Annotated in this window: 16 protein-coding genes and 1 tRNA gene; 6 read left to right on the top strand and 11 right to left on the bottom strand. The window is 55.9% G+C overall.

All coding sequences use genetic code 11. The features are described 5' to 3' along the window. The first annotated feature begins 145 nt into the window (after positions 1–145). A complete protein-coding gene (locus NW840_RS11535) occupies positions 146–637 on the top strand; it encodes a pentapeptide repeat-containing protein (RefSeq protein WP_041436730.1) in 492 nt (163 codons plus the stop codon). Between the two features lie 76 nt (positions 638–713). Here NW840_RS11535 and NW840_RS11540 read toward each other — a convergent pair. The 6 genes from NW840_RS11540 to NW840_RS11565 all read right to left on the bottom strand — a co-directional run bounded on the left by NW840_RS11540 (position 714) and on the right by NW840_RS11565 (position 4,021). Continuing rightward, positions 714–794 (bottom strand) — tRNA-Leu (locus NW840_RS11540). Positions 795–884: 90 nt separating this feature from the next. Then, positions 885–1,808, bottom strand: a complete 924-nt coding sequence (locus tag NW840_RS11545; RefSeq protein ID WP_011433945.1) for an NAD(+) kinase — start codon at positions 1,806–1,808, stop codon at positions 885–887. 273 nt (positions 1,809–2,081) lie between these two features. Beyond that, positions 2,082–2,690 (bottom strand): response regulator, encoded by a 609-nt coding sequence (locus tag NW840_RS11550; RefSeq protein WP_414344408.1) that lies wholly within the window; start codon positions 2,688–2,690, stop codon positions 2,082–2,084. A 253-nt stretch (positions 2,691–2,943) separates the two neighbouring features. Then, the gene (locus tag NW840_RS11555; RefSeq protein WP_414344410.1) at positions 2,944–3,258 is read right to left on the bottom strand and encodes a DUF3007 family protein; all 315 of its coding nucleotides are present in this window, start codon (positions 3,256–3,258) and stop codon (positions 2,944–2,946) included. A 28-nt stretch (positions 3,259–3,286) separates the two neighbouring features. Next, positions 3,287–3,508: an NAD(P)H-quinone oxidoreductase subunit L gene (ndhL, locus tag NW840_RS11560; RefSeq protein ID WP_414331907.1), complete on the bottom strand. Its 222-nt coding sequence runs from the start codon at positions 3,506–3,508 to the stop codon at positions 3,287–3,289. Between the two features lie 108 nt (positions 3,509–3,616). Beyond that, entirely contained in the window at positions 3,617–4,021 is a 405-nt protein-coding gene (locus tag NW840_RS11565; protein ID WP_414344412.1) for an NIL domain-containing protein, read from the bottom strand. A 295-nt stretch (positions 4,022–4,316) separates the two neighbouring features. Between NW840_RS11565 and NW840_RS11570 the strand changes: the two genes are divergently transcribed. Together NW840_RS11570 and NW840_RS11575 are read left to right on the top strand one after the other, a co-directional pair. Next, complete coding sequence (locus NW840_RS11570) at positions 4,317–4,487, top strand: hypothetical protein (RefSeq protein ID WP_414344414.1); 171 nt, start codon at positions 4,317–4,319, stop codon at positions 4,485–4,487. A gap of 7 nt (positions 4,488–4,494) precedes the next feature. Next, a complete protein-coding gene (locus NW840_RS11575; protein WP_414344416.1) occupies positions 4,495–6,930 on the top strand; it encodes an endonuclease MutS2 in 2,436 nt (811 codons plus the stop codon). 95 nt (positions 6,931–7,025) lie between these two features. On the opposite strand, the gene NW840_RS11580 is transcribed toward NW840_RS11575, so the two are convergent. The 3 genes from NW840_RS11580 to NW840_RS11590 form a co-directional block, all read right to left on the bottom strand. Continuing rightward, positions 7,026–7,280 (bottom strand): hypothetical protein, encoded by a 255-nt coding sequence (locus tag NW840_RS11580; protein ID WP_414344418.1) that lies wholly within the window; start codon positions 7,278–7,280, stop codon positions 7,026–7,028. A gap of 121 nt (positions 7,281–7,401) precedes the next feature. Further along, the gene (locus NW840_RS11585; protein ID WP_414344426.1) at positions 7,402–7,776 is read right to left on the bottom strand and encodes an urease subunit beta; all 375 of its coding nucleotides are present in this window, start codon (positions 7,774–7,776) and stop codon (positions 7,402–7,404) included. Positions 7,777–7,873: 97 nt separating this feature from the next. Then, positions 7,874–8,176 carry an urease subunit gamma gene (locus NW840_RS11590; RefSeq protein WP_011433938.1) on the bottom strand — a complete coding sequence of 101 codons (303 nt, stop codon included), beginning with the start codon at positions 8,174–8,176 and terminating at the stop codon, positions 7,874–7,876. A gap of 431 nt (positions 8,177–8,607) precedes the next feature. Here NW840_RS11590 and hrcA point away from each other — a divergent pair, with 431 nt between their 5' ends. From hrcA to NW840_RS11605, 3 genes are all read left to right on the top strand, one after another. Beyond that, the gene (hrcA, locus tag NW840_RS11595) at positions 8,608–9,759 is read left to right on the top strand and encodes a heat-inducible transcriptional repressor HrcA (RefSeq protein WP_414344420.1); all 1,152 of its coding nucleotides are present in this window, start codon (positions 8,608–8,610) and stop codon (positions 9,757–9,759) included. A gap of 53 nt (positions 9,760–9,812) precedes the next feature. After that, complete coding sequence (gene tilS / locus NW840_RS11600) at positions 9,813–10,796, top strand: tRNA lysidine(34) synthetase TilS (protein ID WP_414344422.1); 984 nt, start codon at positions 9,813–9,815, stop codon at positions 10,794–10,796. A 216-nt stretch (positions 10,797–11,012) separates the two neighbouring features. Next, positions 11,013–11,909, top strand: coding sequence for a T9SS type A sorting domain-containing protein (locus NW840_RS11605; RefSeq protein WP_414328748.1), 897 nt, complete (start codon positions 11,013–11,015; stop codon positions 11,907–11,909). Positions 11,910–11,961: 52 nt separating this feature from the next. Here the strand turns inward: NW840_RS11605 and NW840_RS11610 are convergent, their stop codons facing one another. Together NW840_RS11610 and arsB are read right to left on the bottom strand one after the other, a co-directional pair. Then, positions 11,962–12,378, bottom strand: a complete 417-nt coding sequence (locus NW840_RS11610) for an arsenate reductase ArsC (protein ID WP_414328749.1) — start codon at positions 12,376–12,378, stop codon at positions 11,962–11,964. Next, entirely contained in the window at positions 12,379–13,389 is a 1,011-nt protein-coding gene (arsB, locus tag NW840_RS11615) for an ACR3 family arsenite efflux transporter (protein WP_414344424.1), read from the bottom strand. Positions 13,390–13,580 lie beyond the last annotated feature (191 nt).

A 13,580-nucleotide genomic window follows, 5' to 3' on the forward strand; every position in this document is an offset into this window, starting at 1 on the left:
TGAGAGAGCCTGCTATCAGGTGGGCCAGACAGACCTGCGGAGTGGCCGAAGCCAGAAGATGCCACTATCATGTGACCAGCGCAGAACCATCCCCCTCTGCTGTGTCCCTTCACGTAAACCTTCAAAATTGTGAGGCTTGGTAACCATGAACCTCAATCTCAAAGTTCCCGCCATTTGGGCACTACTGGCCACGGCAGCCTTGGCTTCCTCTGCCGCAGCCACAACCTACAACTCTTGTTTTATGCGCTACCTCATGGCTTCCCGCACCTGTCCCAACTGCCGCCTGGGATCCATTGAGCTGAGCAATCTGGATTTGGCGGAGGCCAATTTCAGCGGTTCCGATCTCATCGAGGCCAATCTGGAGCGCACCATCTTGACGGGCGCCGATCTCAGCCAGTCTTACCTGGTGGGGGCCAATTTGCGGCGGGCTCAATTGGGGGGAGCCAACCTGAGTGGCGCTTACCTGGAGGGGGCAGACTTGCGGGGGGCCAACCTGCGGGGGGCCGATCTCTCTTCTGCATCCCTGTACGGCGCGGACTTGCGGGGGGCCGATCTACGCGACGCCAACCTGGTTGGGGCTGACCTGCGCTTTGCTCGCACCTGGGGCGCACGCCTGCAGGGTGCCGTTCGGGAATAGTGCCAAAGGCCGAAGCCAGCTTCCCCTCTCCCTCTCTGGGAGAGGGACTAATGAATAACGCGTACTAATTGCGTAATGCGGATGGCGAGACTCGAACTCGCAAGGCAAAGCCACACGCCCCTCAAACGTGCGCGTATACCAATTCCGCCACATCCGCTTCCGAGCCTAACCATCATAGCGACAGAGGGGTGGAGTTGTTAAGGGCATTGGCCATTTTGCAGCTATGGCTTGTCCTGCCTCGGCAAAGTTAAGGCAACTCCACCGACGTGGGCTTGGAAGCGTGGGGCAGTCCCCACCCCAACTTCTCTCGCATAACCCGGAAAAATTCCGGTCGGCGCAGGCGCATCAAATCTGTCCAATAGGGGGCACGTACCACCCGAATCTGGTCTTCCGGCATGATGTAGCAGCCGGCATTTCCATCTACCACCAAAACCAGTGGCTGAGGGGTAACGGGGCTAATCCATACCTCCTCCGAATCGGGGAAGACCAAGGCCCGCGACGCCATGGAATGGGGGCAGATGGGAATCAGCTGCAAAACCGGCACCCCCGGTGTGATCACCGGCCCACCCGCCGAGAGGGCATAGGCCGTCGAGCCGGTGGGAGTAGCCAAGATGACTCCGTCGGCAGCCACATCCAGAGGTGAGTGATCCCCGATGGTGATCTCGAAGTGGCACATGCTGGTCAAAGGCTCGCGGTGCAACACCATCTCGTTTAAGCTCAAGACCTCCCAGCGCAATTCTTGCCCTCGGTAGGCTTGCACCAGCAACATGCTGCGGCGATCCAGGGTGTATTCCCCGGCAATGGCGGCACTGGCTGCCTCTTCTAGGTGAGGAAGGTAGGTCTCCGTCAGAAAGCCCAGATGGCCCGTATTCACCGCCAACAAGGGGATCCCTTTGGGGGCCAGTTGCCGTGCTGCTGCCAAGACGGTGCCATCTCCCCCCAACACCACCGCAAACTTCATGGTTTGATCAAATCCAGCCGGGGCCAGGCTATCTACTTTGGTCAGGCAGATGGGGCTGTCGGGCTTGGCATAACCGAGGATACCGCCCCAGTTGGGGGCCACACAGACTTCCCAGCCCTGCTCCTGAAACCAGCGGGCTAGGGTTTCGCTGCTGCGTTTGGCGGCGGGTTTGGCGTCGTTGTAGAGGATCCCGGCTTTGGGCTTGGTCATGGGCAATGGGAAGGCAGAGGTGCCAAAACTCTATCAGTTCTGCAGGCCCCTCTGCTGGCCAGGTGATCCATTCCACAATTTCTGCCAGCAGACTTCGCTGATACATTGACGCTGAACAAGACGGGTAGCTTGCATGGCGAAGCCATACACTGCTGCCCGGGGCTGCAGCGATTGCATCCTGCTCGTTGCCAATCGGCAGCTCAACCCTGGCAGGGCAAGAAGCCACGAGAAGCTACGAGGAAAAACGAGTGACGGCAGGTTGGAACGAGTACCTCAATCGACAGGGCGACCCCGGTACATCAGTCGGTACTTCACCTGCGGGGTCAAGTCTTTTTGCCCTGGATCCCCTTCCGCGGTGATGGGTTGTGGAGGGGCGGTGGGAGAGTGGGCGCTCGGCTGCGGGGGAGGGGTGGAAGAAGATGTACGGCTGACCTCCGCCGGCCATAAGCCCGCTTGCTTCAGAGCCCTGTGGAGCGCCTCCGTGTCAATAGGCAAAAACCACCTGGCAGCCTCGTAAATCCGTTCGAGGGAGTGGAGAAGGTCGCCGGCCTCCGCCAAGCCAGGGATCACATCTGCTGCCCCCTGATAAATTGCCCAGCGCCGCTCTGCGGGCTCGATGTGGCGGCGGGGGTGATGAGTCAGGATAACAGGGATGTTGGGCAGCTTACTTTGGCACTCTCGACAAAAGGCATAGGGGTTAAACAGCCCCGTCGTCATGTCCACCACCATCAGATCCAAATCCAGAGGCTGACTTGCTGCCACCTCCAGCAGATCTTCACGCGGGGAAACCAGCACCACAGAGTGCCCCTGAGACTCCAGCGCCAACTTCCAGAGATGAATTTGCGAGGGCTGGCCCTGAGCTAGCAGTATGGTTTTTCTCACAGTGGATGGAGATATGCGAGTAGAAGGAAAGGCAAAGGCTTGCACCACTTAATAATCCGTCGTACGCCAGAATCTTGTGCAAGGCGCAATGTAGCATCCTTAAGAGGAGCAAATGGTGACCGGATATACAAGTGCTGCTGTTTAGGCCCAACACTCTACAAATTAAATCCGGATTAAATCCGGATCCCCAGCAGCCGACAGCCCATTTCTGGGTGCGGCCTGTCCGACGGCCTCAACGTTTGTCTTGCTCAATTCAATCTGGGATCCCTTCTTTCTCGCTTTCCAATTCAGCTTGCAGGGCCTGCCACTCTTCCGGAGACAGCGAGTGGAGTTTCTCTTGAAGTTGCTGGGTCTCGAAGCTGGCCCATTGAGCCTTCAGGGTCATTTCCCCCCGCAGCACCCGCTTCAGGTAGCCAAAAGTCCACCCCAAGCAGGCCAATAGAAGCACCACGCTCGATATCTGCTGCGCGGCCCCCGTATCCAAGCCCGCCCAAAGCAGCAGGCCGTAGAGGATCCCTCCCCCCAACAGCAGGGCTAAGCCTATAGCAAGAACATCCAATCTGCGCATGGCTCAGTGAACCGACAAACGGCTGACCTTACAGCGACCGAGGCTTGGGCCGGAACGTCATGAAGGGAGCCAAGAGCACCATGCCGGGAAAGAAAAACAAGACCAAGAAAAACATCAACACCTTTTCCCAAGCACTGCCTGAAGTCCAGCGTTTGTCCACATACAGCAGAGACAACAGAGGCAGCACCAGCAAATAGAGAACAGCCAAACCGGCATAAGTTAACCCAATCAACGATGTAGTAGAAGCCATGTCGAGTGCGCTCCGCAGCTAGACCTATGTCCAACAAATCTAACAGGATTGTAAAGGGATTTGTCAGCTTGGGGGAGTTCGTAACTCAGCCAACTGACCACAAACTGACTACAAGCTGGTGCTGATCGCCCCAACGGGGCAGGTGGCAACACACTGTTCGCACATGACACAGCGGTTGCGAGAGAACTCCAGCTTCCAGCTGGGAGCAGAAATCTTCAGGGCCTCGGTTGGGCAAACTCCCGTACACAATCCACAGTCCACGCACAAGTCTGGGTCGATTTGAATTTCCTTGGCCCGTTCAGTCACCTCAATGCCCAAAGACTGTACCCATTCCAATCCTGCTTCCACCTGGTCGATATCCCCCGACAGCTCCACCACCAAAGTACCCACTTCGTTGGGGGCTACCCTGGCGCGCACGATATTGGCAGCCACATCGAAGTCTTTGGCCAACCGATAGGTGAGAGGCACATTCACCAAATGGCGGGGGAAAATGAGGGTGACTCGTTTGCGCACGGATCTTGAGTGTTTTGAGTGCAGCAACTTCCTTCAGTATGGCAGGCTTGTGAGGTTCAGTTTGGCCGTGAATGCAGCTCACTTCCACCCTCCACAGGACACCCAAGGCGAACCCCACAGCGGTAGGGCGGGGCTTTGAACCCAGTTTTTCGGTGAGCTCAGCTTCTTGGGAAGATCACCAGAGGCAGCGCGTGAGACAACGGCGCCATTATCAGCGTGCCCCTCTCACCAAAAGCTATCTGTGGAAGCCGACCCAGAGCCTGCCACAATAGGATGGAGAGCGTCCCCGATCCCTATGAACCCATCTTTTGCTCAGCCCCGTCTCAACTCAGAGCAGTACCGCCAGATGCTGGTGCGGGATGGCGAACGTCGCTTCCGCGAGTGGCACACTGCCTTCCTCAAGTATCAACAGCAGTTTTTGCAAGAGATGAAGCAACTGCGTCTCCAGGGTTCCTTGCATCACTGAATGGTTAATGCCCACCGTCCCCACCTTGCACCCGCTGCCAGTCTTCTCCAAGCCCGATCCCTCCCCAAGGCCTACGGCCTGCCAAGGCGAACGGCAAGAAACCTTGGAATTGCTGGAGTGGCCCCGCCTTTGTCAGCACTTGGCCACCTTTGCGGCCACACCCTTGGGCCGCCGCGCCTGCTTGGAGCTGGATCCCTGGCAGAGCCGCGCCGACAGCGAAGCCTACCTTGAGCAGACGGAAGAGGCGATCCGCCTCGATCGCACACAGGCCGGGGGACTTTCTATGGCAGGGATCCACAACTTGCTGCCGGCTTTGGAACGGGCCGAACGGGGGGGGATCCTGAGCGGGGAAGAGCTGGTGCAGATCGCTACAACTCTGGGGGCAGCCCGCCGCATCCGCCGCCTGATCGATGATCATGACCATCTGCCCCACCTGCAGGCCTGGGTGAGCAACCTGCGCACCTACCCGGAGCTGGAGCAGGAGATCTTCCGCTGCCTGGAGGAGCATGGTGAGGTGCGGGACAGCGCCAGCCCTACCCTTGCGGATCTGCGCCAGCAGCAGCGGCGGCAACGCAGCCAGATCCAAGAGCAGCTGCAACAATTGATGAGCCAGTATCCCCAGGCGCTGCAGGATACCCTGATTGGCCAGCGGCAGGGGCGGTTTGTCCTGATGGTGAAGGCCACCCATCGGGATCTCATCCGCGGCCTTGTGCACGACAGCTCTGCCAGTGGAGCCACCCTCTATGTGGAGCCCTACGCTGTGGTGGAACTGGGCAACCGCTGGCGAGAAACCCAAGCTCAGATTCAGGCGGAGGAAGAGCGGATCTTGGCCGCGCTCTCGGCTCAGGTGGCAGCCGTGGCCACCGATCTGGAGCATCTGCAGGGGGTGATGGTGGGGTTGGATGTGGCTCTGGCTCGGGGTCGCTACAGCCTCTGGCTGGAGGGCAATCGTCCCCAGTTTGTCTCGGCAGGATTGCGCCTGCGTCAGGCCAAGCACCCTCTGCTGCTCTGGCAGTCCCGCGCCGCCGCCCCTTCGGAGGGTCAAGGTTCTGCCGTTGTCCCCATCGACTTCACCCTCGCGGACTCCATTCGTGTCGTGGTTATCACCGGCCCCAACACCGGCGGCAAAACCGTTGCCCTGAAAACCCTGGGCCTGCTGGTGCTCATGGCCAAGGCGGGGATCTTCCTGCCGGCTCAGGATCCGCCCCAGCTGCCTTGGTTCGACGGGGTTTACGCCGACATTGGGGACGAACAATCGCTGCAACAAAATCTCTCCACCTTTTCGGGGCACATCCGCCGCATCAGCCGCATCGTGCAGGCCCTGCAGTCTGCTCCGGAGCCGGCCCTTGTCCTGTTGGATGAGGTGGGGGCGGGCACGGATCCCACCGAAGGAGCTGCCCTGGCGGCTGGGCTATTGGAGTACCTCTCGGAAAGGGCACTGCTCACCCTGGCTACCACCCACTACGGCGAGTTGAAGGCCCTGAAATACCAACATCCCGGCTTTGAAAATGCCTCGGTGGAGTTTGATGAGGTCACCCTGGCCCCCACCTATCGCCTCTTGTGGGGGATCCCAGGCCGCTCCAACGCCTTGGCCATTGCCCAACGGCTGCAGTTGGATCCAGAGATTCTGCGGCGGGCCCAGCAGCACCTGCAGGGGGAAAGCCAGGTGGATCAGGTGATTGCCGGCCTGGAAGCGCAGCGGGCTCAATTGGAAGAGCGGGCGGCCCAGGTGGGATCCCTGCATCGAGAGCTGGAGAGCCTACATCAACAAATGCAGCAGCGCAGCCGCCAAATTGCCGAGCGAGAAGCTCAACTGGAGCACAAGCAAAACCAAGAACTGCAAGCCCTGTTGGCTGCTGCCCGTCAGGAAGTGGCTGCCGCCATCCGCAGATTGCAGCAGGGAGAGGATCCCCAACGCATTACTGCCGAGCTGGCGCAAATCCAGCAGCGCTACTCTCCCCCACCGCCGCCTGTGGATATGGAGTTTGTGCCAGAGGTGGGAGATCGGGTGCGGCTGAGAGGCTTGGGGCAGACGGGGGAAGTGATCGCCATCGAAGGGGATGTGTATGTGGTGCGCAGCGGCATCCTCAAATTCACAGTGCCACGGGGGCAGTTGGATCCCATCGATGAACACCAGGCTAAGCAACGCCAACGCCCCAAAGCCCCACCTCCCTCCCCTGCAGCCACCGCTCCCCTGAACCTGCGCACCAGCCAGAACACCCTCGATCTGAGGGGGAAAACCGTTGCTGATGCTGAGGCCATTCTGGAACAGCACTTTGCCCAAGCTCCCCCCGGCCCGGTTTGGATCATCCACGGCCACGGCACAGGGCGCTTGCGGGCCGGCGTACAAGCTTACTTGCAAAATCACCCCCGCGTTCAGCGTTTTTCAGCCGCTGATCCCCAAGACGGCGGTACTGGAGTGACCGTGGCTCATTTACAGTGAGGCTTGTACAGTGAGGCTTGCCAGTGCCAGAAGGGAGTAGGGGTGGTCGCGTTGGCATTCTCGAGTCGGAGACCGGACAAGTGCCGGGCAATGTCTCAAGCCTGACTCTGGAGCACTGCCGCTGCTGAGCTGACGGGCTGGGATCCCTTCTGTTGTCGCTGGCTTTGCCAGAGCCAGTAGCCCCGCACCAGTTGGCTATCCCCAATGAGCTTCAACATCACCGCCACCGTTGCACCTGTCCAACTGAGAGGCCCAAAGGCGGCGCCTGCTGCTGCCAACAGCGCCAACCCAGAAAGATTTAGCCCCAAGCCTTGCACCCACATCCACAAGACAGTCTCGCGCTCTGACATCTGTCAGCTCCTAGAGGAGAAATAGGATAGCCCTAGTGTCCTGAATCTGAGCAGAGACGGGGATGGGGTTGAGCCTTGACACCGCTGCCCAAAGCTGCACACTTGGGGGGGGCGGTACTCCCTAGGGATTGGCTGCTTGACCCATCCACTCCTGCAATCGGGCCAGAGCCAGCCGCTTCTGGGCAGCGGAGCGTATCGTGCCCTCCGTGAGCCGATTGAAGCCATGCACCAACCCCTTGCCCCCCAAAGCCACCAGCGTTACCCGATGGGTTTGCCCTGGCTCAAAACGCACTGCGTTGCCGGAAGGGATGTTGAGGCGCATGCCAAAGCTGGCGGCGCGATCGAAAACCAGGGCTCGGTTCACCTCAAAAAAGTGAAAATGGGATCCCACCTGAATGGGCCGATCCCCTCGGTTGGTAACCTCCAGGGTCACGGTGGCCCGTCCGACGTTGGCTTGGATGGGATCCTCTGCCAGCAACAGTTCCCCTGGGATCAGGGCCGGCTCTGCGTTGGCAGCAGGGTTGGTTCTGGATTGGCGAGCCATGGGGACGACCTCCTGAAGTCTCTGGGTCTTTGGAGCATCTGGGGGATCCCTAGCGAATGGGGTGGTGTAGGGTAACCAGCTTGGTTCCGTCGGGGAAAGTAGCCTCCACTTGAATTTCCGGGATCATCTCTGGGATCCCGGGCATCACGTCCTCGCGGGTCAGCCACGTCAGCCCCTCGCTCATCAATTGGGCGACTGTTTTCCCCTCCCGCGCCCCTTCCAAGACTGCTGCGCTCAAGTAGGCCACTGCCTCAGGGTAATTGAGTTTGAGGCCCCGCTGCCGCCGATCCCGAGCCAACTGGGCAGCCAGGTAGATCAACAACTTGTCTTTCTCCTGGGGGGATAAGTACATGGGACAACCTCAAAGATACAAAAGGATACAGGGGGGACAGCAGCAGGCCCAGTTGGCCTAGAGTTGACCGAACTCATGCGCAGAAATCCCCAGTCTTGGCGCAGCGGACTGTTGCTACGCAACAAGGTGGCTAGCCGTAGTTCATCTTCTACCACCTCTGGGCAAAAAAGGGGAGCCCAGGCTACAAGAGATTTCACTCTCTCCTGCACAAGCAGCAGTCTCAACCTCTTCCGACATCGGGTTTTGCAACTTCCTTCCTAGGCAACCCGCTATATAAAGAGTAACAATAGATGCATATAGATTAGAAGATGTAAAAGTCTGTCTGGATTCCTATCTCAGCTCTGAGTTGGTTTATCCTGGAGCAATTTACCGGCTCTGTTTAGCACTTCCCTTTAGATAGATAGGTGTTGACTGGGTTCTTTTGATCGGCTATGAAACTCGAACTGACTCCCCGCCAGCGGAAGATTCTCTGGGCGACGGTGCGCAGCTACATTGCGACGGCTGAACCTGTCGGTTCCAAAACCTTGGCCCAGTCCTATAACTTTGGGGTGAGCACGGCCACCATTCGTAACGACCTGGCCACCCTTGAGCAGGTGGGGTTACTGTTTCAGCCCCACACCTCTGCGGGTCGGGTTCCCTCCGACTTTGGCTATCGGGTTTATGTCAACGATTTGTTGACCTCCGCCAACAGCGGTGGGATCCCTCACGATGCTCCTCAGCCGGATCCCCATCCCGCTCTGCAACAGTTGATGGATCAGCTTGGCCGTGAGCTGGGAGACGACCTAGACAGCCTCCTGCAAAGGGTAGCTCAGCTTTTGGCCCATCTGAGCGGTTGCATTGCTCTCATCACTCCTCCTCAGGGGCCGGTGGTAGCCATTCATCATGTGCAGTTGGTGTCGGTAGCGCCAGGGCGGGTGATGGTGTTGGTGGTAACCGACTCCTATCAAACCCATTCAGCTCTGGTCAGCCCCCCCGACTGGCCCAGCGACTCCCGAGAGGATTTGGAAGATGAATTGCAATTGCTCAGCAACTTTCTCACCCTGAAGCTGCGGGGCAAAACCTTTGCCGAGTTGCAGGATCTGAGCTGGCTGAAACTGGATGAAGAATTTCGTACCTACGGCCATTGGCTCCAGCAACTGCTGCGCTCGGTGGTGCAACGCTGTCTACAGCCCTCTCTGGGGCAGGTGTTCAGTGCCGGTATGGCCGAGTTGATGCGTCAGCCGGAGTTTTCCCAGGCCCGGCAGGTGCAGGCAGTGATGCAGTTGATCGAGGAGGGAGCCAAGCAACTTCAGGGGATGATTGGGCTCCATTTTGCCGATGGGGGTTTGCCCTCTCTGCCGAGCTCAACGGAGATGGATCAGGAGTCGGGACAGTCTGCCCGCAAGACCCCGGTGATCATCTACATTGGCAGCGAGAATCCACTGGAGTCTCTGCACCACTGTACGGTTATCGCCTCCACTTACCACCGTCGCTCAGCTCCTCTGGGTACGGTCACCTTGCTGGGGCCGACCCGAATGGCCTACGAGCGCAGCATTGCTGCTGTGCAGGCGGTGGCCTCTCATCTGACCCGGGCTCTTGCCTAAGGGATCCCATGAAGGCAGGCAGGGTCTGGGTTGCACCTGAGCAATAACAAGCTGTGGCCAGGCTCTCTCCTCTCCACCTGCGGGTACAGTGCGCCATTCGGCAGCGGCAACTTCTTCACCCTGGCCAGCGGCTGCTGGTGGCTTTTTCGGGCGGGCAAGATTCTTTTTGCCTGCTCCAAATCCTGCGGGATCTACAGCCTCGCTGGGGCTGGCAGCTCTTCGTTTTGCATTGCGATCACCGCTGGTCGGCAGATGAAACGGAGTGTGCCCGCTTTTTGCAGGGGTGGCTGCAGCAGCAGGGACTACCTCATGCTGTTGAGACTGCGGATCCCATCCGCCGAGACGAAGCAGGGGCCAGGGCTTGGCGCTACCAACAACTGGACAAATGGGCCCGCATCTGGGATTGCAGCGCCGTGGTGATGGGGCATACGGCCACGGATCGAGCAGAGACGTTTTTGTGGAACTTGTTGCGGGGAACAGGAGCCGCCGGGCTGAGCAGCCTGGATTGGCAGCGGCACCTAGACGACCGGGATCCCACCTCTGCCCAGGTGGTGCGACCCCTGCTGGGTCTATACCGTTGGGAAACCGAACAATTTTGCCAGCAGCACCAATTGCCGGTCTGGCCGGATCGCAGCAACCAAGATCTGGCCCATGGCCGCAACCGCCTCCGCCTAGAGGTGATGCCTTACTTGAAACAGCACTTCAACCCGCAACTGGAAGCGGCCCTGAATCGGGCTGCCACACTGCTGCAAGCAGAACATGAGCTGGTGGTAGCTCAAGCAGCTCAGCTATGGCCACAGGTATATGAGCCCGCTTTGCCAGGGCTGCGACGGGATCCCTTGCGGGCTGCCCCCTTGGCTCTGCAGCGGCAGGTAATGTTCCAGTTTTTGTCCCTGGTGTTGCCCCACCACCCCACCTTTGAACAGGTAGAAGCCGGGATCCAGCTCTTAAAAGCAGACCGAGGCAGCCGTAGCCCCGATTATCCAGGTGGGCACTGGCTGGAAGTGAAAGGGGATCACTTGGTTTGTTTCCATTAATTTTTCCATTAATTCCACTTCCCCGAAGGGAAGCGACTGGCCTGGCACGACGCCACCGGTACTAAACGGCAAAGGTTTCCATTAATTCCACTTCCCCGAAGGGAAGCGACTGATTCATTAATAGTAAGTATCACCACTGATTGTGGCAATACTTGGATACGATTAGCATCTTATGGTAATAATACAGGCCCGAGTCCATTGGCTACAGCACCTGATATGACCACTGCATTTGTACCTACCCCATCACAATGGGCAACCAAGACAATAGATTTAAGCCCGTATGCTTCTCAAACCGCCGCCGGAATCAGATTCCAATTGCGAAGTGGATGGGGAAATGTTACTTATCTGGATGATATAAACATTAGTGCTGCAACCAATACACCACCAAGCGCTTCTTTTAATGTTTCATCAACTAACATCTGTGCAGGGCAAAGTATTACATTTACCAATACATCTACCAATGCTACTTCCTATAGCTGGTCCTTCCCCGGCGGAACTCCTTCAACAAGTACGGCTGCCAGTCCTACTGTAACATTTAATTCAGCGGGGACATATACTGTAACATTAACAGCTAGCAATTTAAACGGAACAAACACGGCAACAGCCAGTATTGTGGTGAATCCTTTGCCCACACCTACTATAAGTGGTGGCGGTACTATTTGTCAGGGAAGCTCTGTAAATCTTACTGCTTCTGGTGGTAATAGTTTTACTTGGAATACAGGTGCTAATACTGCTTCCATCAATGTAAGCCCTGCATCCACTACTACCTATACCGTTACAGCCACAGCTACTAACGGATGTACAGCAACTGCGACTGCATCGGTTACAGTACTTAACTGTTCTTCGGTGGATGAAGTGATGAATACCTCCAACTTTTTGGTGTATCCCAATCCGGCTACTGATATGATTACCATTGCTCTGCAATTGGCTTCTGCCGAACCGTTGAAAGGAGAACTGATAACAACACTGGGTCAGGTGTTGCAGCAATTTACCATTGCTCCATCTCAGCAGCAAATAACTTTGATCACAGACGGATTGTCTTCTGGAATTTATCTTCTTAGAATATCTGACGGAAAACAAGCGATAACACAACGCATCATGGTTGTAAAATAAATCAGAAAGCCCCGGTTACGGGGCTTTTTTTGTTTGTGTTTTCTTACTAGGATTAAGCAATGATAGTCTTTGAAAATTCTTCGCAGAATGTGCGTATCTCATTTCGAACCATACGAAATGCATGCATAATTTCTTCTTCACTTCCGGTTGCTTTGTCAGGATCAGAAAAACTATGATGTATGCGAATGGAATTACCTGGTATGTACGGACAGTTTTCTCTGGCATGATCACATACCGTGATGATGTAATCAAAGGGTATGTTTAAGTATTCATTTACATGGTTGCTGGTATGATGACTGATATCAATTCCATCTTCCTTCATGATTTGTATGGCTCTCGGATTTACGCCATGTATCTCAATACCGGCACTGTAAATATGAGCTTTACCTTGTAACAGATTTTCTAAATAACCATGTACCATTTGACTACGGGAGCTATTACCTGTGCATAAAACCAAGATTTTTTTCATTTAATACCTCCAACTGTTAGCGATGGCTACCAACGATAACATGATGGGTACTTCTATGAGTACACCAACCACCGTGGCTAACGACGCACCTGAATTAAGACCAAAAAGTGATATGGCCACGGCAACTGCGAGTTCAAAAAAATTACTGGCACCAATCATCGCAGCCGGTGCACAAATCGGATGTGATAAACGGAGCAATTTTCCACCCAGCCAGGTTATAAAAAATATGAAGTATGTTTGAATGGTCAGTGGTATGGCTATCAACAAAATGGTGTATGGATGATCCAGTATGTGTTCGCCCTGAAAGGCAAAGAGTAAAACCAGGGTTGAAAGCAATGCTAGTATGGAAACAGGACGAAGTGCCGGAAGAAATTTTTGTTCAAACCAATCCTTTCCTTTTCGTTGAGGCAATATCCGATTGGTCAGATAACCCGTAGTTAGCGGTATAACAACAAACACAACCACCGAAGTAATCAGTACTTCATACGGTATCTGTATGTTGGTTACTCCCAGCAGCCATTTTACAATGGGTACAAATGCAACCGGCAGAATAAGATCGTTGACTGAAACTTGTATTAACGTATAATTGGCATCGCCTTTTACCAAATAACTCCACACAAACACCATGGCTGTGCAGGGTGCGGCACCCAGCAGAATGGCGCCTGCCAGGTACTGGTCTGCATCTTCCGGAGTGATCCAGGTAGCATACAGATTTTTAAAGAAAATCCATCCAAACAATGCCATGGTGAAAGGTTTGATCAGCCAGTTTACAGTAACTGTCAGCGCCAGCCCTTTCCAATTTTTTGAAACACTGCCTATCGATGAAAAATCAATCTGTACCATCATCGGGTAGATCATCATCCAAACCAACACCGCTACCGGAATGTTGATGGTATATATCTGCCAGCTTTCAAGCACCGAAACAGAATTCCCCAGTATTTTCCCAAGACCAATGCCTGCAGCAATGCATAGCGAGACCCAAACGGTAAGGTATTTTTCAAAAAACTTCATGGGTTGAAATTTAATTACAGCGTTTCCATTAATTCCACTTCCCCGAAGGGAAGCGACTCCCGCCGATTATAACCCTTGCCCAGAGCGGGATCCAGGGGCCTAGATCGACGGGGTCTCGTTTAAGGACTCCGTCCCGCTGGCGCGAACGGCTGCAATTTCCCCTTATTTTTCTCCGCCGAGGGGCCTGAAAC

Origin of the sequence: Synechococcus sp. R5-13, assembly GCF_047462015.1 — a bacterium.
Taxonomy (GTDB): domain Bacteria; phylum Cyanobacteriota; class Cyanobacteriia; order Thermostichales; family Thermostichaceae; genus Thermostichus.

Coding starts and splice junctions, on each gene's coding strand:
- NW840_RS11605 (WP_414328748.1), top strand. CDS start 11,013: ATGACCACTGCATTTGTACCTACCCCATCACAATGGGCAACCAAGACA.
- NW840_RS11610 (WP_414328749.1), bottom strand. CDS start 12,378: ATGAAAAAAATCTTGGTTTTATGCACAGGTAATAGCTCCCGTAGTCAA.
- hrcA (WP_414344420.1), top strand. CDS start 8,608: ATGAAACTCGAACTGACTCCCCGCCAGCGGAAGATTCTCTGGGCGACG.
- NW840_RS11570 (WP_414344414.1), top strand. CDS start 4,317: ATGAACCCATCTTTTGCTCAGCCCCGTCTCAACTCAGAGCAGTACCGC.
- arsB (WP_414344424.1), bottom strand. CDS start 13,389: ATGAAGTTTTTTGAAAAATACCTTACCGTTTGGGTCTCGCTATGCATT.
- NW840_RS11590 (WP_011433938.1), bottom strand. CDS start 8,176: ATGTACTTATCCCCCCAGGAGAAAGACAAGTTGTTGATCTACCTGGCT.
- NW840_RS11580 (WP_414344418.1), bottom strand. CDS start 7,280: ATGTCAGAGCGCGAGACTGTCTTGTGGATGTGGGTGCAAGGCTTGGGG.
- NW840_RS11545 (WP_011433945.1), bottom strand. CDS start 1,808: ATGACCAAGCCCAAAGCCGGGATCCTCTACAACGACGCCAAACCCGCC.
- NW840_RS11535 (WP_041436730.1), top strand. CDS start 146: ATGAACCTCAATCTCAAAGTTCCCGCCATTTGGGCACTACTGGCCACG.
- NW840_RS11555 (WP_414344410.1), bottom strand. CDS start 3,258: ATGCGCAGATTGGATGTTCTTGCTATAGGCTTAGCCCTGCTGTTGGGG.
- NW840_RS11575 (WP_414344416.1), top strand. CDS start 4,495: ATGCCCACCGTCCCCACCTTGCACCCGCTGCCAGTCTTCTCCAAGCCC.
- ndhL (WP_414331907.1), bottom strand. CDS start 3,508: ATGGCTTCTACTACATCGTTGATTGGGTTAACTTATGCCGGTTTGGCT.